At 65.9% G+C, this 17608-nt stretch carries 15 protein-coding genes; 12 read left to right on the top strand and 3 right to left on the bottom strand.

What is annotated here, in order from left to right; all coding sequences use genetic code 11:
• Nucleotides 1-21: 21 nt before the first annotated feature.
• The 7 genes from E8M84_RS03815 to E8M84_RS03785 all read left to right on the top strand — a co-directional run bounded on the left by E8M84_RS03815 (nucleotide 22) and on the right by E8M84_RS03785 (nucleotide 5534).
• Nucleotides 22-744: a ComF family protein gene (locus tag E8M84_RS03815; RefSeq protein WP_137109836.1), complete on the top strand. Its 723-nt coding sequence runs from the start codon at nucleotides 22-24 to the stop codon at nucleotides 742-744.
• 33 nt (nucleotides 745-777) lie between these two features.
• Nucleotides 778-1035 carry a glutaredoxin 3 gene (grxC, locus tag E8M84_RS03810; RefSeq protein WP_137109835.1) on the top strand — a complete coding sequence of 86 codons (258 nt, stop codon included), beginning with the start codon at nucleotides 778-780 and terminating at the stop codon, nucleotides 1033-1035.
• Nucleotides 1035-1865, top strand: coding sequence for a carbon-nitrogen hydrolase family protein (locus tag E8M84_RS03805; RefSeq protein ID WP_137109834.1), 831 nt, complete (start codon nucleotides 1035-1037; stop codon nucleotides 1863-1865). The genes grxC and E8M84_RS03805 overlap by 1 nt, the downstream gene beginning before the upstream one ends.
• Nucleotides 1862-2311: a MarR family winged helix-turn-helix transcriptional regulator gene (locus E8M84_RS03800; RefSeq protein ID WP_137109833.1), complete on the top strand. Its 450-nt coding sequence runs from the start codon at nucleotides 1862-1864 to the stop codon at nucleotides 2309-2311. The genes E8M84_RS03805 and E8M84_RS03800 overlap by 4 nt, the downstream gene beginning before the upstream one ends.
• A 196-nt stretch (nucleotides 2312-2507) precedes the next feature.
• Complete coding sequence (locus tag E8M84_RS03795; RefSeq protein ID WP_240790276.1) at nucleotides 2508-4541, top strand: YjbH domain-containing protein; 2034 nt, start codon at nucleotides 2508-2510, stop codon at nucleotides 4539-4541.
• On the top strand, nucleotides 4538-5212 hold the full coding sequence (locus E8M84_RS03790) for a YjbF family lipoprotein (RefSeq protein ID WP_137109831.1): 675 nt from the start codon (nucleotides 4538-4540) through the stop codon (nucleotides 5210-5212). The genes E8M84_RS03795 and E8M84_RS03790 overlap by 4 nt, the downstream gene beginning before the upstream one ends.
• Before the next feature lie 127 nt (nucleotides 5213-5339).
• A complete protein-coding gene (locus E8M84_RS03785) occupies nucleotides 5340-5534 on the top strand; it encodes a hypothetical protein (protein WP_137109830.1) in 195 nt (64 codons plus the stop codon).
• 12 nt (nucleotides 5535-5546) lie between these two features.
• On the opposite strand, the gene E8M84_RS03780 is transcribed toward E8M84_RS03785, so the two are convergent.
• Both E8M84_RS03780 and E8M84_RS03775 read right to left on the bottom strand, forming a co-directional pair.
• The gene (locus E8M84_RS03780; RefSeq protein ID WP_137109829.1) at nucleotides 5547-9068 is read right to left on the bottom strand and encodes a translocation/assembly module TamB domain-containing protein; all 3522 of its coding nucleotides are present in this window, start codon (nucleotides 9066-9068) and stop codon (nucleotides 5547-5549) included.
• Nucleotides 9068-10888 carry an autotransporter assembly complex family protein gene (locus E8M84_RS03775; protein WP_137109828.1) on the bottom strand — a complete coding sequence of 607 codons (1821 nt, stop codon included), beginning with the start codon at nucleotides 10886-10888 and terminating at the stop codon, nucleotides 9068-9070. The genes E8M84_RS03780 and E8M84_RS03775 overlap by 1 nt, the downstream gene beginning before the upstream one ends.
• Nucleotides 10889-11050: 162 nt before the next feature.
• Between E8M84_RS03775 and E8M84_RS03770 the strand changes: the two genes are divergently transcribed.
• The 5 genes from E8M84_RS03770 (at nucleotide 11051) to infB (ending at nucleotide 17285) form a co-directional block, all read left to right on the top strand.
• The gene (locus E8M84_RS03770; RefSeq protein ID WP_137109827.1) at nucleotides 11051-11677 is read left to right on the top strand and encodes a class I SAM-dependent methyltransferase; all 627 of its coding nucleotides are present in this window, start codon (nucleotides 11051-11053) and stop codon (nucleotides 11675-11677) included.
• A 127-nt stretch (nucleotides 11678-11804) separates the two neighbouring features.
• Complete coding sequence (gene rimP, locus E8M84_RS03765) at nucleotides 11805-12410, top strand: ribosome maturation factor RimP (RefSeq protein WP_137109826.1); 606 nt, start codon at nucleotides 11805-11807, stop codon at nucleotides 12408-12410.
• Nucleotides 12411-12422: 12 nt separating this feature from the next.
• Nucleotides 12423-14033, top strand: a complete 1611-nt coding sequence (gene nusA, locus E8M84_RS03760) for a transcription termination factor NusA (protein WP_137109825.1) — start codon at nucleotides 12423-12425, stop codon at nucleotides 14031-14033.
• A gap of 22 nt (nucleotides 14034-14055) precedes the next feature.
• Complete coding sequence (locus E8M84_RS03755; RefSeq protein WP_137109824.1) at nucleotides 14056-14712, top strand: RNA-binding protein; 657 nt, start codon at nucleotides 14056-14058, stop codon at nucleotides 14710-14712.
• Complete coding sequence (infB, locus tag E8M84_RS03750) at nucleotides 14709-17285, top strand: translation initiation factor IF-2 (protein ID WP_137109823.1); 2577 nt, start codon at nucleotides 14709-14711, stop codon at nucleotides 17283-17285. The genes E8M84_RS03755 and infB overlap by 4 nt, the downstream gene beginning before the upstream one ends.
• Nucleotides 17286-17380: 95 nt before the next feature.
• On the opposite strand, the gene E8M84_RS03745 is transcribed toward infB, so the two are convergent.
• Nucleotides 17381-17581: a hypothetical protein gene (locus tag E8M84_RS03745; RefSeq protein ID WP_137109822.1), complete on the bottom strand. Its 201-nt coding sequence runs from the start codon at nucleotides 17579-17581 to the stop codon at nucleotides 17381-17383.
• Between the last annotated feature and the right edge of the window lie 27 nt (nucleotides 17582-17608).

The raw sequence follows: 17608 nt of genomic DNA, 5'->3' as shown, positions 1-17608 counted from the left end.
GCGGGACTTTAGGAGCAGGACATGGGATTGCAAGGCGCGCTGCAACTGCTTTATCCGCCGCAGTGCATTTCCTGCGCGGCCCCGGTGCAGTCGGACTTCGGCCTTTGCGCCGACTGCTGGCGCGACACGCCCTTCGTCTCTGGCATGGCATGCGATCAATGCGGGGTTCCCCTGCCTGGGCCCGACCGGGACGAACGGGCGATCTGCGATGATTGCATGACCATTGCGCGCCCCTGGGGCCGGGGACGTTCGGCGCTGATGTATGCGGGCAACGGCCGCAACCTTGTGCTGGCGCTCAAGCATGGCGACCGGATGGATCTGGCGCGTCCGGCGGCGGCCTGGATGACGAAGGTCGCGCGCCCGATCCTGACGCCTGGGATGCTTGTGGTGCCGGTTCCACTGCACTGGATGCGGCTGTTTCGCAGGCGCTACAATCAGGCGGCGCTGCTGTCGCGCGCCGTCGCGGGCCTGGCCGGGCTGGAACATTGCCCTGACGCGATCCTGCGCAAGAGATCGACCGGCAATCAGGACGGCAAGACCCGCGACGCGCGGTTTGCCAACCTGGTGGGCGCCTTTACCGTGCCAACGAACCGCGAAGCCCGCATCCGCGACCGTGACATCCTGCTGGTCGATGACGTGATGACCTCGGGCGCGACCTTTGCCGCAGCAACCGAGGCGCTTATTTCGGCAGGCGCACGGTCCGTCAACGTCCTTGCGCTGGCGCGCGTTGCGAAGGACGGCTGAATCCTTATATTCGGGCGCGAAAGAGGTGCCCTGATGCGTCCCGTCGAAATCTACACCACGCCGATCTGCCCCTATTGCCACGCGGCCAAGCGCCTGCTGCAGAAGAAGGGCGCAGCCTTCACCGAGATCGACGTCAGCCGCGACCCCGCCTTGCGCGAGGCGATGGTCCAGCGCGCCATGGGCCGCCGGACCGTGCCGCAGATCTTTGTCGGCGAGACCCATGTCGGCGGCTGCGACGACCTGTACGCGCTGGAGGATGCGGGCAAGCTTGACCCGCTTCTGGCGGCGTGATGCGGGCGGCGCTGGTTCAGCTGACCGTATCGGATGATCCGGTAGCGAACCTGCCCGTGACGGTCGGCCATATCCGGCAGGCGGTCGCGCAGGGGGCAGAGTTCGTCCTGACCCCGGAACTGACCAACGGCCTCTCCTCCAGCCGCGCGCATCAGCGCAACGTCTTCCGGCATGAGGAGGACGATCCGACCCTCGCCGCCCTGCGGGATGAGGCGAAGGCCGCCGGGACCTGGCTGCTGGTCGGCTCTCTGGGCATCCTGACCCATGACGCGGACGGGCGGTTTGCCAACCGCAGCTTCCTGATCGCCCCCGACGGCTCGGTGGCCGCGCGCTATGACAAGATCCACATGTTTGACGTCAACGTCTCGGCCACCGAAGTCTACCGCGAAAGCGAGGGCTATCGGCCCGGCAACCGCGCCGTGGTGGCTCAGACGCCCTTTGCGAAACTGGGGATGACGGTCTGCTATGACGTCCGCTTCGCGGCGCTTTATCGCCGTCTGGCGCAGGGCGGGGCGCAGATCATCACGGTCCCGGCAGCCTTCAACCACATCACGGGTGCGGCGCATTGGGAGACGCTCCTCCGCGCCCGCGCCATCGAGACCGGGTGCTTTGTCCTGGCCCCCGCGCAGACTGGTTTTCACCCCGAGACGAACGGCAAGGGGCGCAAGACCCACGGCCACTCGCTGGCCATCGCGCCCTGGGGCGAAATCCTGGCCGATGCGGGGACGGAACCAGGGGTGACGCTGGTCGATCTGGACCTGACCGAAGTGGACAAGGCGCGGGGCCGGGTGCCATCGCTGAGCCACGACCGGGACTTCGACGGGCCATGAGCGGCGAGAAGGCGGATGACATCGCGGTTGCGCTGTTTGGCGAGCTGTTCATGGCCGACCAACTGGCGCGCAACCGCATCTCGAAGGTCCTGCCCAAGGGGATGGAGCTGTCGCATTTCTCCGTCCTGAACCACCTGGCGCGGATCAACGACGAACGCACTCCGGCGCAGCTGGCGAAATCGTTCCACGTCACGCGCGGCGCGATGACCAACACGCTGACCAAGCTGGAATGGGCCGGGCATGTGCACATCCGCCCCGACTGGGAAGACGCGCGGCAGAAGTTCGTGGCGATCAGCCCCTCGGGCCGCGCGGCGCGGGACGGGGCGGTCGCCAGCGTGGTGCCGCTGATTGCCGATGTGGTCCAGTCCATCGGGCAGGAAAGGGTGCGCGCGCTTTTGTCGGTGCTGCGGGAACTGCGGGTCAGCCTGGAAGCCGACGGTCCCTGATACAGCTGTTGTCGATGTGGTCCTTGCGGCCACAAGCTGTGGATACCTGACCTTCCGCGCCCAAAGCCCCTTGCCCTGTCCGGTTTATCTCCGCATAGACTGTGGTGATAGTTCGGGTCCGGTCACCATGCGCAAATCGCCTCGTTTTCTGCTCGCTTTCCTTGCGGCCAGCACCGCCCTGTCCGCAGCGCCGGCCTTGGCCGAAAGCCCGGGCACGCTGAACATCAACGGCGCGACCGGCCTGATCGACATGCCCTCGGGCGAGGCGCAGAAGGACGCGACGTTTTCCTTCAGCACTTCGGTCGTGGGTTCCGTCTCGCGGACCACGATCAGCTTCCAGTTCAGTGAGCGGCTTTCGGGGTCCTATCGGTTCCAGACCTGGCGCGACTGGGACACGCTCATTCCAGGCGACGAAAAGGAAACCGACCGCAGCATCGACCTGCGCTATCAGGTTCTGAAGGAAGGGAAGTACCGTCCGGCCCTGACCATCGGCCTGCAGGACATGACCAGCAAGGGCCTGTTCGCGGCGGAATATGTGGCGGCCACCAAGAACTTTGGCGACAAGCTGAAGGTGACCGCGGGCCTCGGCTGGGGCAGGCTTGGCAGCTATGGCAGCATCGGCTCGCCCTTTGGCAGCCGCCCGGCGGTTGATCCGACCGGCACGCCCAACGCGGACCAGTGGTTCCGCGGCGATGCGGCCCCCTTCGCCGGGGTCGAATACAAGATCAGCGACACCTGGACCTTCAAGGGCGAGTATTCGTCCGATGCCTACCTTCTGGAAGACGACACCCGCGGCCTGATCGAGCGTGACAGCCCGTTCAACTTCGGTTTCGAATACCAGCGCAACCCCAACATGCGATTCGGGGTCTATTCGCTCTATGGCTCTGAAGTCGGCCTGACCTTCCATCTGATCCTCGATCCGAAGAACCGGCTGACCGGCGGAGTGGCGGGCCCGGCCCCGGCGCCGGTCAAGGCGCGTCCGGCGCGTGCGGCCGACCCCGAGGCCTATGACGGCGGCTGGGTGACGCAAGCCGATGCCGGGCCGATCCTGCGCAAGAACCTGGCCAAACGGCTGGCCGCCGACGGCATTGCCGTGGAAGACCTGGCCTATACCGCCACGACCGTGCAGGTCCGCATCCGCAACGGCCGGATCGATGCCGGGGCGCAAGCCATCGGCCGCACCGCCCGCGCGCTGAGCCATGTGATGCCCGCCTCGGTCGAAGTGTTCGAGATCGTGCCCGTGGTCAATGGCATCGGTGCGTCGAAGATCACCGTCCGCCGCAGCGACCTTGAGGGGCTGGAATATTCCGCCGACAACGCCTCATTGCTGCGGGAACGGATCACGGTGACTGACGCCGGTCCGACGCCGGCCTATTCGCTTGGCGACGAAGGACTTTACCCGAAGTTCAGCTGGAGCCTGCGTCCGACGCTGCGCCTGTCCGAACCGGCAAAGGGCGACATCGGCCTGCGGCTTTCCGCGACATATGACCTTGCCCCCGGCTGGGTGCTGACGGGCTCGGTCTACAAGCAGGTTGCCAGCAACGTTGACCCGGGCAGCCCGTCGACCTCTCCGTTGCAGCACGTCCGGACCGACGGCTCGCGCTATACCGAATTCGGCGACCCCGCGTTGGAACGTCTGACCCTCGCCTGGTATGCCCGCCCCGCGCCGGATGTCTATTCGCGCGTGACCCTGGGCTATCTGGAGCGGATGCATGGCGGCATTTCCGGCGAAGTGCTGTGGAAGCCCGTCGACAGCCAACTCGCCCTCGGGGCCGAGCTTAACTACACGATGCAGCGCGACACCGACGGCGGCCTCGGCTTTGGCGAATACGACTATGACGTGGTGACAGGCCATGTCTCGGCCTACTACGACTTCGGCAACGGCTTCCTAGGCCAGCTTGATGTCGGCAGGTATCTGGCTGGCGATGTCGGTGCGACACTCTCGGTCGACCGCGTCTTTGCAAACGGCTGGAAGGTCGGGGCCTTTGCCACGGTGACAGACGTCAGCGCCGCCGACTTCGGCGAATCCGGCTTTGACAAGGGCATCCGCTTCACCATTCCGTTCAACTGGGCGCTTGGGACCGAAACCCGCAAGGGCTTCAGCATGACCCTGCGGCCGGGTTCGGGCGATGGCGGTGCGCGCGTCGATGTTGGCGGTCGCCTCTACGAATCGATCCGGGATTACCACACTGATGGCCTTGATCCCGACTGGGGAAGGGTCTGGCGGTGAGAGCATCTTCCCGGCTGGTCGCCGTCGCGGCTGCTCTTGCGTTTCTGTCAGCCTGCGGCAACGACACCACCGCAAGCAATCCGATGGCCGCTGCCGTCGGCCAGATGGCCAAGTCGACCCTTGCGAAGGGCAAGAAAGACGCCGCAGCCGCGCCCAAGGCCGCAGCACCCGTCGGGCGTGCGGAACTGGCCGCCTTTGGCAAGCCGATCCTGCGGATCCAGTCCAAGGCTCTGGGCCAGGATGCGTTCCTGACCATCGCCGATGCGAAGGAAAACGTGGTGACCTGGACCGCCCAGGGCCAGGCGAACTTTTCCCTCCGCGATGGCGTCCTTATCCAGACCCGCGGCCTCGGGGCCGACCTGATGTCGGCGCAGGTGCCTTCGCTTGCCCAGCTCAGGGGCGGGGCGAACTATGAGCGGATTTACTACTTCCTCGGCCCCGACGACGTCGGAACCCGCCGGACCTATGACTGCACGACGGCAACCGTCGGGCGCGAGACGATCGAAGTCGTGGGCAAGAGCCACGCCACCACCCGTGTGACCGAGACCTGCACCCGGCAGAACGGCAAGGTGACCAACGATTACTGGATCGAAGGCACTACGGTCCGGAAATCGCGGCAGTGGGCCAGCAATACGGTCGGCTATCTTGAGTTCGAGAAGGTCATCGACTGACCCGCGCAGTGCGTGATGCAGAATCCGCGCAGTTTCTGGCAAACTGTTTGCACCAATCCTACAATTGCTGCGATTCGGTAGCCTTTGGCCTAGGCTAAGCGTCAGTCGTTCCCCGCAAGAGGGTGCCGTGAACCGCTTTGTCGCCACGTTGCTCTGTGCAGCCTGTCTTGCGTCTTCGGCGCAGGCCGGGGGCCCGATCGTGGTTGTCGAAGAGCCCGAACCCGAAGTCACCGAGGAAGCTCCCTCCAGCAGGGGATGGCTGCCCTGGCTTGTCGTGCCACTCTTCGTCTGTCTGGTGATGTGCGGCCCGGACGAGGAATGACCCCCGACCTGGCTAGTAGTCCCGCTGCAGGTAGACGCCGATCCCGGTCTGGCCGTCCGCACCCACTCTGCCCTTGACCGTCAGGCCTTCGCGCAGGTCCAGGTTAAGGTTGATGCGGCTCTTGCCCTCCTGGTCGATCTCGATCTCGGTATAGACGTTGTCCGAGATGTACTTGCCGGCCTTCAGCGCTGCCGTGCCGTCCTCGGCCGTCGTGATGTCCAGATCGTCCAGCCCGAAGTTCTTGCGCAGGTTGCCGACCAGTCCCAACCCGCTGCGTCCGGCCAGAACCGCAACCGCGTTGGCAAGCTGCGCGGCCTGCAGCGCCGAAATCTTGTCCAGACCCCGCCCGAACAACAGCCGCGCCAGAACCTCTTCCTGCGGCAGCTCGGGCGAGGAGGTGAAGGTCACCACCGGATTGTCGGCCGGGCCGTCCACCCGGACTGTGCTGACGATCCCGTCGCTTTCGGTATCCGCCGCGATGCTGATCTGCGGGACCAGGCTACCCTCCAGCACCAGATCGGCGCGAGACAGGACCAGCCGCCGCCCCAGAATGTCGATCCGCCCCCGGATAAGGGTGAAGCCGCCCGAAGGTCGGACATCCGCTGTGGTGCCAAGCAGCCGAAGTTCGCCGCCCAGTTCGGCGTCGATCCCGCGACCGCGGACAAAGACCCGGGCAGGCGCCGAGATCGTCACGTCCAGGCCGATGGCGCGCCCCGACCCGGACGCCCCGCCAGACCCGGCAAGCGCCGCCAGAAGCCCCGCCTTGCGCCGCGTATCCCGCACGATTGCGCTGTCGCGGATATGCCGGATGTCCAGAAGCGCATCGGCCGAGCTGAAGCCCGAGGCCGGAACCCGCACTTCCGTCTCGCCCAGTTGCAGCGCCCCGGACAAAAGCGCCCCTCCTGCAAGCGGCCCGCGCAGGGCCAAGGCACCGCTGACCCGCGTTTCGTACAGTTCGGGGTCGTAAAGCCGCAGGTCATCCAGCGTGATCGCAAGGTCCGCGTTCTGGCCGCCGTCCAGCCGGATCGGCCCGTCCACCCGCAGCCTGCCACCCGACGACAGGCCCGAAGTGGCAGAAAGCTGCAAGCTGCCGTCGTTCAGCTGGCCAATGGCCTGCACGTCCTGCAGGGACAGGCCCAGGTCGGGGTCGGCGATCCGACCATCTGACAGGGTGACCCGGCCCGACAGCGACCGCAGCACGAAGGGGCCGGACAGCCGCAGGTCATAGCCCACTCGTCCCGACACCGACCGAGGTGAAACGAACAGGTTGGCCAGCCCCGCCTCGCCTGCCCCCGTTATTGCAAGATCGGCACGCCGGAAGTCGTTCGCAACCGTCCCGTTGACGCTGGCGGCAATCTGCCCCGGCCCCGTGGCGCGCAGGTCCAGCCGGTAGCCCCCTCCGTTCTGCACCGCGGTGCCCGCGACGGTCAGCGGCCCCGATACTTCCGGCACGATCAGGCCCAGGTTCGAGAGCCGGGCATCAAGCTTGATCGACCGGGTCTCGCCCGTGATCTGCCCGTTGGCGGAGGCGGTCAGCTGCGGGTTCTGCACCCTGGCCGACCGGATCTGGATGACCCCATCCTTCAGGCCGAGGTCCAGGTCCAACAGGCTTTGCCCGGCCAAGAGCCGATCAGCCTCGCGGTTGCCGATCCGCAGCGACTGGCCGCGTCCGGTCAGCGTGAGAGAGCCATCCTCCGGCGTGCCGGTGAACCTGCCCTCCAACGCCACCCCGCCCCTGTAGCCATTCCCAAGGACCGACAGGTCACCCAGGGCGACGGTCCCGGCCAGGTCCGATCCCTGCGAGGAAATCTGCCCGCTCGCCTGCGCAGTCAGTTGGCCTGCCGTCAGATCAAGACTGCGCAGCGCCATCCCGCTTTCATCACGCCTGACCGAGGCCTGCAGCCGGGATGCACCCGCCAGAAGCCGGTCCACCTCGGCCTGACCCACCGCCAGACCGCGACCGTCCAGCATGACCTCGACATCGAAGAACCCCGACAGGCGGCTGGCCGATCCGGCGATCTCCATCCTTCCCGCCCCGCCCAGCTGCCGTCCCAGCAGCCGCGAAAAGCGGGCGAAGTCAGACGCCTCGACCTCCAGCCTGCCGCTGGTCAACAAGGCCTTGTCCAGCCCTTCGATCTTCAGCGCGCCGGTCCCGGTCATGCCCGCCCCGGCGAACCGGATGTCCGACAACTGCAGCGCACCCGACCCTTCCAGCATGAACAGCCGCAACGACGCAGTCAGGTCCTTGCCCAGCGCTTCGGCAAGGCCCTGATCTGCCTGGGCCAGTCCAGAAGCCTTCGCGCTTACTGTCCCACCGAAACTCCTGCCCGCGGCACTGCGGCCGATCCGGCCCGACCCTTCCAATGTGACGGAAGCAATCTGCATGTCTTCCCGGTCCAGCCCGGTGATCGCCACCGACCCCGACCAACTGTCCGCGCCCTTCTCGGCAGTGGCTAGGCGGAAATCGGCGCGGGAGACGCGAGTGCCGTCGGTGAAGGGCAGCGCTATCGGCTGGCCGTCCGGCGCGGCCAGCGTGCCGGTGATGTCCACCCGCTCTGGCAGGCCATCCGCTGCGACCTCACCCGATCCCGAGACCGCCAACGAACGCGCCGTCAGATCGAAATGATCGATGATCACCCGGCCCGCCACACTGCGCCAGGCATCCAGCTTCAGACCCACCTCGGTTCCGAAAAAGTCGACCAGATCCGGGGCCAGCACTGGGGCAAGATCGCCGGACAGGTCCGCGCCCAGGCGGTAGCCGCCGTCCTCTCCCGTGATGGTGACCTGCCCTGTCAGGCGCTCGGCCCCGTCGGTCGCCAGACCGATGTCAGCTTTGAAATCATCAAGCTGGCCTTGCCCTGCGACATCCAGCCGGGCCGATGGCCTGCCCGGGACGCCCAGCGCCTCGACGACAAGTCCGCCAGCCGCCTCTTCCGCCAGCAGCGACAGGTTCAGGTCCCGCGTGGCATTGGAATAGGACGCATCCAGCCGGATCTCCCCGGCCGGGCCATCCCCGGTGCGGATCAAGTTAAGGATGGCGTGCCCCTCGCCCCCCGCAAGTTGCAGCGACGCCTCCAGCGTCCCCGTCACATCCTGCCCAAGCACTCCGGGCGCGAGTTCGATACGCTCAGCCGCGACCCGGTCGATACTGATCGACACCGGCAGTTCAGGCAGGCTGAAGCCGCTCGCCTCCGGCGACGGGGCCGCGTCCTCCCCGGCCTCTGGCACACGCTCGACGATGATTTCCTTCGCCGACAGCTCGCTGACCTCGACCTCGCCAGAGAAAAGGGCTGATCGGCTCCAATCCAGGACGACCCCGTTCAGCGTGATCCAGACACCTTGGTCATCGGCGATGGTCAGCTGTTCGATGGTTGCCTGCGCCGACAGCGCCCCAGCAAAGCCGGTCACGGTCACTTTCCGCCCGGCCCCGGACAGAGTGTCCTCCAGAAAAGCAGTCAGATAGTCGCGGTCATCGGTCTGCCCCCAGGCAGCCCCGCCAGTCAGACAGCCGATGAGTGCCAGCGCGCGCCACATCAGAAGGACTGCCCCAGGCCGACGTAGAACTGCACCCCGTCCCCGGTCGTCCCGCTGATCGGCGCGGCCACGTCCAGGCGGATCGGACCAAGGCCCGTGTCATAGCGCACACCCAGGCCCGCCCCGGCATGCGAATCGGCCAGACTGCCGCTGAATCCATCAATCCCGATGCTGCCCCAGTCGACAAAACCCACGACCCCGATCCGGTCGCTGACCTTGGCACGAAGCTCCAGCGATCCGGCCAGGAAGTACTTGCCGCCGATCAGGAACTGCGGCCCGAAACCCCGCGTCACCGCAACCCCCAGCGACCGGTAGGGCTGGCCGCGCACCGTGCCGCCGCCCCCGGAAAAGAACAGATCATCCCGCGGCGTCTCCAACAGGTCCGAGCCCAGGATAGCCCCTGCCTGCACCCGCGCGGCAACGACCAGCCGACCGGGCTCGCCCAGGCTGCGATAGACGCGACCATCGACCGTGGTCCGCAGGCCCGATCCCGTGGTTCCGAACCCAAGGAACGGCTTGGCGGTTGCATCCAGATAGAAACCCGCCGTCGGATTGTTGGCGACGTCCCGGCGATCCCAGGTTATGCCGACCGGCAGGGAGAGGTTGCGGAAATCGAACCGCCCGCCCGGATCGCGCCCCTCAAGCATGTCGTAGGTCAACCCTGCCCGCGCGGTCAGCTGTTCGGAAAAGACATGGCTGAACCGCAAACCGAAGCTGAGCGCGTCCAGCTTGTAGTCGATCTCATCCTTGTGCGAAAATCCCAGGATCAACCCGGCCGTCGTATCCGGGGTCAGCGTCGCCGGTCGGTCAAGCGTGACCTCCAGCCCGTAGTCGATGCCGCTTTGCCCCGATCCGATATTGGTGACATCGCCCTTGATTCCCAGCCGCTCTCCCCCGCCCAGAAGATTGCGGTGCAGCCATGAGGCGGACAGCGACACTCCATCCAGACTGGCGACTTCGACCCCGAAGGAATAGCGGCGCGGCTTCTGCTCCACTACCGTCGCGGTAATGCCCAGAAGGTCCGGTGCGGTGATCTGTTCATCTTCGGTCAGCGCGACCGAAGCGAAGATCCCCGTCCGCCGCAAGCGGGCTTCCGCGCGACGCAACTCCGTCTCGCTGAAGGTCTCACCTTCGGGCAGACCGGCGATCTTGCGGACCCTCGCCTCGCGCATCCGTTCCTCGCCGGTGATCTCAAGCCGGCCAAAGCGCAGGCGCGGCCCCGGATCCAGCCGGACATCGGCATCCAGACGTCGCGCCGCATGGTCGGCCACAACCTCTTCCGCCGTGGGGAAGGCCTTCGTATGGCCCGCCTCGCGCCAGGCACCGATGGCGGCACTGACCGCGGCTTGAACCGCGCCGCTTTCGGCGACGGCATCGCGCTGGAAACCTTCGGGAAGTTCGGTGCCCGCAGCCAGCGGCGCGACACGGGCCAGACCAAAGCGGAAGGGCTGGCCAGGATCGACATCGACCCGGATGACCGACACGGCACTCGGCGCTTCCAGCGCGGGGATGTCAGCCGCCTCGCGCCCGTCGACCCGGATGCGGATGGCGACCGAGTAATAGCCCTTGGCATAAAGCGCCGCCAGAATCCGCGCATAGTCCGACCGTGCCGCCGCAAGCAGGTCCTGCGGGTCGGTCTGCCCCTGCGCCTGCAGCGACCGCAGCATCGACGCCTCTCTGACCGCCGCGGTCAGCGCCTCGGACCCGCCCGCCACTGTGAAGTCCAGCCGGTCAAGGGACTGCGCCTGCCCTGCCGCAAGGCTCAGCATGGCCGCAGCAACGGCCATCCGGATGCGCCTCAGGCTGCGACCGGACTTCATTCACACACACCTCATTGGCAGCACCTTGGCGGACTATCGCAGCTTGTGACGCCCCCTTCAATCAGGGGAAACCGGATTGGCGAAGTTGGGTTCCGGTTACCCTAGCGTCATTCTTCTGTGATCGGCAGGCGGCATGTATGGCCGCAAAGCAGGAGGCGACAGATGACCGACGATGGCTATGATCTGGACGAGGCCTATCAGATCGACGGACCCGATGGCGCACGGCGCATGTATGGCGACTGGGCCCCGACCTATGACGAAAGCTTCGGCGCGGCCTGGGGCTATATCGCCCCGCGCGAGATTGCCGCGATTCTGGCGGCCGAAGTCGGGCCGGAGGCGGAAATCCTGGACATCGGCGCAGGCACCGGTCTTGTGGCGGAACACCTGCGCGGTCGGCTGGTCGATGCGCTGGACATCACGCCCGAGATGCTGGAGGTCGCGCGGCCCAAGGGGGTCTACCGCAACCTCATACTGGGCGATCTGACCCAGACACTGGACATCCCCGACGCGGCCTATGATGCGGTCATCAGCTGCGGCACCTTCACGCATGGCCATGTCGGCCCGGAATGTTTCCCCGAGCTTCTGCGCATCACCCGCCCGGGCGCCGTCTTTGCCTGTGGCACCATCGGCCCGGTGCTGGACGGCGCGGGGTTCGGCTCGGAACTGGCGCGGCTGGTGGCAAAGGGGCAGATCACTCCGGTCGCTTGGCGCGACATTCCGATCTACGAAGTGGCCGACCATCCGCATAAGGACGACCGGGGGCTGGTGATGGTGTTCCGCCGCCTCTGACAGTTTCCCTTGCAGACTCAGGGTGAGGGGCCTATATCGCTGCCAACAGCTGCTTCGGGGTCCAAACCTGAAGCTACCGAAAGTCACGGGCGGGCCGCTGGGTCCGCTTTTTTGTTTCTGGAACCTGATGACCGATCTCGTCGCCAAAACCGCCATCGACCGTCGCCTGGCTGATATCGTCCAGCCGGTGATCGAAGGGCTGGGCTTTGAACTCATCCGCTTGCGGCTGATGGGCGGCAAGACGCGCGTGTTGCAGATCATGGCCGACCGCCCCGACGGCGGCATCGGCGTCGACGAATGCGGCGACATCTCTACTGCGGTTTCCGCCGTGCTGGACGTGGAAGACCCGCTTGAGGACAACTATGTCCTTGAAGTCTCCTCGCCCGGGATCGACAGGCCGCTGACCCGCCTGAAGGACTTCGAGATGTGGAAGGGCTGGGAGGCCCGGATCGAGACGACCGAACTGATCGACGGCCGCCGCCGTTTCAAGGGCGATCTGGCGGGGGTTGAGGGCGAGGAAGTTCTGATCACCATCGAGGAGTCGGGCGAAGAGGTCACCATCGGGCTTCAGTTCGACTGGCTTTCCGACGCCAAGCTGATCCTTTCGGACGAACTGATCTCGGAAATGCTGCGCCAGAAGAAGGTGGCCGAGCCCACTGACGGCCAGTTCGACGAGATCGAGGAAATTGACGGGGACGAGGATGAAGATCCCGCGCCCGAGACGAAACACTAGGGAGTAGGACCCATGGCAATCACCTCCGCCAACCAGCTGGAGCTTCTGCAGACCGCCGAAGCTGTGGCCCGCGAAAAGATGATCGACCCGGATCTGGTGATCCAGGCGATGGAGGACAGCCTCGCCCGTGCCGCCAAGTCGCGCTACGGCGCCGAGATGGACATCCGCGTCAAGATCGACCGCAAGACCGGCCGCGCCTCCTTCACCCGCGTCCGCACGGTCACCGAAGACGACCTGATCGAGAATCACCACGCGCAGATCACCGTCAAGCAGGCGAAATCCTACCTCGCCGACCCGCAGATCGGCGACGAGATCGTGGACGAGGTCCCCCCGGTCGACCTGGGCCGCATCGCCGCGCAGTCTGCCAAGCAGGTGATCCTGCAGAAGGTCCGCGAAGCCGAGCGTGACCGCCAGTTCGAGGAATTCAAGGATCGCAAGGGCACCATCATCAACGGCGCCGTCAAGCGCGAGGAATACGGCAACGTCATCGTCGACATCGGCCGTGGCGAAGGCATCCTGCGCCGGAACGAAAAGATCGGCCGCGAAGCCTATCGCATCGGCGACCGCATCCGCTGCTACATCAAGGACGTGCGCCGCGAACCGCGCGGGCCGCAGGTCTTCCTGTCGCGGACCGACCCGCAGTTCATGGCTGAACTCTTCAAGATGGAAGTGCCGGAAATCTACGACGGCATCATCGAGATCAAGGCCGTCGCCCGTGACCCGGGTTCGCGCGCCAAGATCGCCGTCATCAGCTACGACAACTCCATCGACCCGGTCGGTGCCTGCGTCGGTATGCGCGGTTCGCGCGTTCAGGCCGTCGTGAACGAACTGCAGGGCGAAAAGATCGACATCATTCCGTGGAACCAGGACACTGCGACGTTCCTTGTGAACGCGCTGCAGCCTGCCGAAGTCTCGAAGGTCGTGTTCGACGAAGAGGCCGGGAAGATCGAAGTCGTGGTCCCGGATGAGCAGCTGTCGCTGGCGATCGGCCGTCGCGGCCAGAACGTCCGTCTGGCCAGCCAGCTGACCGCGCTGGACATCGACATCCTGACCGAAGCCGAAGAATCGCAGCGTCGCCAGGCCGAATTCGCCGAACGCACCAAGCTCTTCATGGATGCGCTCGACGTTGACGAGATGATGGCGCAACTGCTGGTCGCCGAAGGCTTCACCAACCTGGAAGAAGTCGCCTACGTCGAACTTGATGAACTCCTGTCCATCGACGGCTTCGACGAGGATACCGCCGCCGAACTTCAGGCCCGCGCCCGCGACTATCTGGAAGCGGCCAACGCCAAGGCGATGGAAAATGCCCGCGCGATGGGGGTCGAGGACAGCCTGGTCAACTTCGAAGGCCTGACGCCCCAGATGCTGGAAGCGCTGGCCCAGGACGGCATCAAGACGCTGGAAGACTTCGCCACCTGCGCCGACTGGGAACTGGCTGGCGGCTGGACGACCGAAAATGGCCAGCGCAAGAAGGACGAAGGGGTCCTCGAAAAGTTCGACATGTCGCTTGAGGAAGCGCAGACCCTGATCATGACCGCCCGCGTGATGCTGGGCTGGGTCGACCCGACCGAACTGGAGCAGCCCGAAGAAGAGACTGCCGACGACGAGGAGGCCGAGGCCTGATTTCAGGCCTCGGGGACACGCGTTGACGCGCGGCGGCCGGGAAAAAGAACGGGACGAACCGGAACGCAAGTGCATCGCGACCGGGGAAAGCCAGCCAAAGGCGGGCCTGATCCGCTTTTGCGCCGGCCCTGACGGGCAGATCGTCCCGGACATTCTCGGGAAACTCCCGGGCCGGGGCATCTATGTCTCGGCTGACCGCGCGGCGCTGGACAAGGCGGTGAAGAAGAACCTCTTCTCCCGCGCGGCCCGGCAACCGGTGAAAGCGCCCGAGGGGCTGGCCGATCTGGTCGAGACTCTGGTGCTGCAACGGACCGTCGACCTCTTGTCGATGGCGCGCAAAGCGGGTGAGGCGGTCACCGGCTACGAGAAGGTGAAGGACTGGCTGGTCAAGGGCACGGCGGTGACGCTGATCCAGGCCAGCGACGGGTCGGAACGGGGCAAGACGAAGCTACACGCGCCAGAAGGCGCAAAAGGCTTCATCGGCTGTCTTTCGGCTGGGGAAATCGGTTTGGCATTCGGGCGCGAACGTGCGATACACGCCGCGCTTGCCGCTGGTGGACTCAGGACTCGTGTTGTAGAGGAAGCGGCAAAACTCGCCGGACTGCGTGGCCTATTGCCATTGCAGGCGGGCGGGGATGACGGCGGCGAGACCGCCATGAAGGATACGAAGAACGCATGAGCGATACTGACGGCAAGAAACCTCTTGGCCTTGGGGGCGCCCCCCGTCCCGGACAGGTGAAGCAAAGCTTCAGCCATGGCCGGACCAAGAGCGTCGTGGTCGAAACCAAGCGCAAGCGCGTTGTGGTGCCCACTCCGGTGAAACCGGGGGCGCCTGGCGCTGGCACGGCTTCGGCTCCGACCAACCTCGGCGATCCGTCGAAACGTCCCGCCGGGATTTCCGACGCCGAGATGGAGCGTCGCCTTTCTGCGCTGCGTGCCGCCAAGGCGCGTGAGGCGGAAGATGCCGCCCGCCGCGCCGAAGAGGATCGCGTCCGCGAGGAAGACCGCGCCGCCCGCCGCGCCGAGATCGAGGCGAAGGAGCGTGAGGATCGCGAACGTGCCGAAGCGCTCCGCCTGAAGGCCGAGGAAGAGGAACGCGCCGCCAAGGCCGAAGCTGCAGCCAAGATCGCTGCCGCCGAGGCCCGCAAGGCGGACGTTCTGGGCACCCGCGCCCGGTCTGCGACCCCGCCGCCCGCAGCCGCCAAACCCGCCGACCGTGCCGCTCCGGCCCCGGTCGAGGATGCACGCGGCCCCGCTTCGGCGAAGCCGGGCCTGCCGACGCCCCGGAAGACCGACCGCGAAAAAGACGACCGTGCCGACCGTGGCGCCAAGCGCGGTGCTGGCGACGAGGGCCGCCGCTCGGGCAAGCTGACCCTGTCGGACGCCATCTCGGACGAGGGCGGTCGCCAGCGCAGCATGGCTGCCATCAAGCGCAAGCAGGAAAAGGCCCGCGCCAAGGCGCTGGGACTGGGTCACAAGGCTGAAAAGCAGGTGCGCGACGTGCAGCTGCCCGAAACCATCGTGGTCAGCGAACTTGCCAACCGGATGGCCGAACGCGCCGCCGACGTGGTCAAGTCGCTCATGAAGATGGGCATGATGGTCACGATGAACCAGGCCATCGACGCCGACACTGCAGAACTCGTGATTGAGGAATTCGGTCACAAGGCCGTCCGCGTGTCGGATGCCGACGTCGAACAGGTGATCGACACCGTCAAGGACAAGTCCGAGGACCTGTTGACCCGCCCGCCGATCGTCACGATCATGGGTCACGTCGACCACGGCAAGACCTCGCTTCTGGACGCAATCCGCAAGACCAACGTCGTCACCGGCGAAGCGGGCGGTATCACCCAGCACATCGGCGCCTATCAGGTGAGAACCCCGAACGGCCAGCTGGTGACCTTCCTCGACACGCCCGGCCACGCGGCCTTCACCTCGATGCGTTCGCGCGGGGCCCAGGTGACGGACATCGTGGTGCTGGTGGTCGCGGCCGACGACGCCGTGATGCCGCAGACGATCGAGGCGATCAACCACGCCAAGGCCGCCAAGGTGCCGATGATCGTGGCGATCAACAAGATCGACAAGCACGAGGCGAACCCGCAGAAAGTCCGCACCGACCTGCTGCAGCACGAAGTCGTGGTCGAAGCCATGTCCGGCGACGTGCAGGACGTGGAGGTTTCGGCCAAGACCGGCCTGGGCCTCGACGACCTGCTCGAAGCCATCGCGCTGCAGGCCGAGGTGCTGGAACTGCGGGCCAACCCGAACCGGGCGGCCTCGGGTGCAGTGATCGAAGCCAAGCTTGACGTGGGCCGGGGTCCGGTCGCGACGGTGCTGGTCCAGAACGGCACCCTGCGCAAGGGCGACATCTTCGTCGTCGGCGAGCAGTGGGGCAAGGTCCGCGCGCTGATCAACGACAAGGGCGAGACCATCGCCGAAGCCGGTCCGTCGGTTCCGGTCGAGGTGCTGGGCCTGTCGGGTACGCCGTCGGCAGGGGATACTCTGAACGTCGTCGAGACCGAGGCGCAGGCCCGTGAGATCGCCGACTACCGGATCAAGACCGCCAAGGACAAACGCGCCGCGGCGGGTGCTGCGACGACGCTGGAACAGCTGATGGCGAAGGCCAAGGCCGACCAGTCGGTGGCCGAGCTGCCGATCCTGATCAAGGCCGACGTGCAGGGCTCTGCCGAAGCCATCGTTCAAGCGATGGAAAAGATCGGCAACGAGGAAGTCCGCGTCCGCGTGCTGCACTCAGGTGTGGGTGCTATCACCGACACCGACGTGGCGCTGGCCGAGGCTTCCAAGGCTCCGATCATCGGCTTCAACGTCCGCGCCAACGCGACGGCACGGGCTTCGGCGACCCAGAAGGGCGTCGAGATCCGCTACTACTCGATCATCTACGATCTGGTCGACGACATCAAAGCCGCTGCGTCGGGCCTGCTCAAGGCCGAGGTGCGTGAGACCTTCATCGGCTACGCGAAGATCCTGGAAGTGTTCAAGGTCTCGAACGTCGGCAAGGTCGCGGGTTGCCTCGTCACCGAGGGCGTCGCGCGCCGGTCGGCTGGGGTTCGTCTGCTGCGGGACAACGTGGTGATCCACGAAGGCACGCTGAAGACCCTGAAGCGCTTCAAGGACGAGGTGAAGGAAGTCATCTCGGGCCAGGAATGCGGGATGGCCTTCGAGAACTACGAGGACATCCGTCAGAACGATGTCATCGAGATCTTCGAGCGCGAGGAAGTCCAGCGCACGCTGGACTGACCAGAAACAAAGGCCGGGTCCAGCGACCCGGCCTTTTCTGTCCACGGTGGACAGAAACTCGACTGCAATGAAATCAGGAACTTGCCTGCGGACGTTTACGAAGCGTCAAGCATTGCACAGTCCCGCGCCTGCGCCAGCACATGCTGGACCCGCGCCTTGCCTTCGGTCCAGCTTGGCACGGGCCGCCCTGCAAAGACCTTCTCGCCGTCCCGCACCATCAGCCTGCCATCCGGCGTCAGACCAACCGGCACCCCTTGAATCTGCAGCGTGCTGCCGATCGTTATCGTGCGAAGCATGTTGGATCCCCCCCGAGTCCTTGCGCC

It is taken from the genome of Rhodobacter sp. SY28-1, assembly GCF_005222785.1.
Taxonomy (GTDB): Bacteria; Pseudomonadota; Alphaproteobacteria; order Rhodobacterales; family Rhodobacteraceae; genus Tabrizicola.
The sequence above is the reverse complement of the archived record's forward strand: the minus strand, read 5'-3'. Positions and strand labels throughout refer to the sequence as shown.

Bases quoted from the DNA above. Each gene is read 5' to 3' on its own strand.
- rimP (WP_137109826.1), top strand. From the start codon at position 11,805: ATGACCGATCTCGTCGCCAAAACCGCCATCGACCGTCGCCTGGCTGAT.
- E8M84_RS03780 (WP_137109829.1), bottom strand. From the start codon at position 9,068: ATGTGGCGCGCGCTGGCACTCATCGGCTGTCTGACTGGCGGGGCTGCC.
- E8M84_RS03745 (WP_137109822.1), bottom strand. From the start codon at position 17,581: ATGCTTCGCACGATAACGATCGGCAGCACGCTGCAGATTCAAGGGGTG.
- E8M84_RS03805 (WP_137109834.1), top strand. From the start codon at position 1,035: ATGCGGGCGGCGCTGGTTCAGCTGACCGTATCGGATGATCCGGTAGCG.
- E8M84_RS03800 (WP_137109833.1), top strand. From the start codon at position 1,862: ATGAGCGGCGAGAAGGCGGATGACATCGCGGTTGCGCTGTTTGGCGAG.
- grxC (WP_137109835.1), top strand. From the start codon at position 778: ATGCGTCCCGTCGAAATCTACACCACGCCGATCTGCCCCTATTGCCAC.
- E8M84_RS03815 (WP_137109836.1), top strand. From the start codon at position 22: ATGGGATTGCAAGGCGCGCTGCAACTGCTTTATCCGCCGCAGTGCATT.
- infB (WP_137109823.1), top strand. From the start codon at position 14,709: ATGAGCGATACTGACGGCAAGAAACCTCTTGGCCTTGGGGGCGCCCCC.
- nusA (WP_137109825.1), top strand. From the start codon at position 12,423: ATGGCAATCACCTCCGCCAACCAGCTGGAGCTTCTGCAGACCGCCGAA.
- E8M84_RS03770 (WP_137109827.1), top strand. From the start codon at position 11,051: ATGACCGACGATGGCTATGATCTGGACGAGGCCTATCAGATCGACGGA.
- E8M84_RS03775 (WP_137109828.1), bottom strand. From the start codon at position 10,888: ATGAAGTCCGGTCGCAGCCTGAGGCGCATCCGGATGGCCGTTGCTGCG.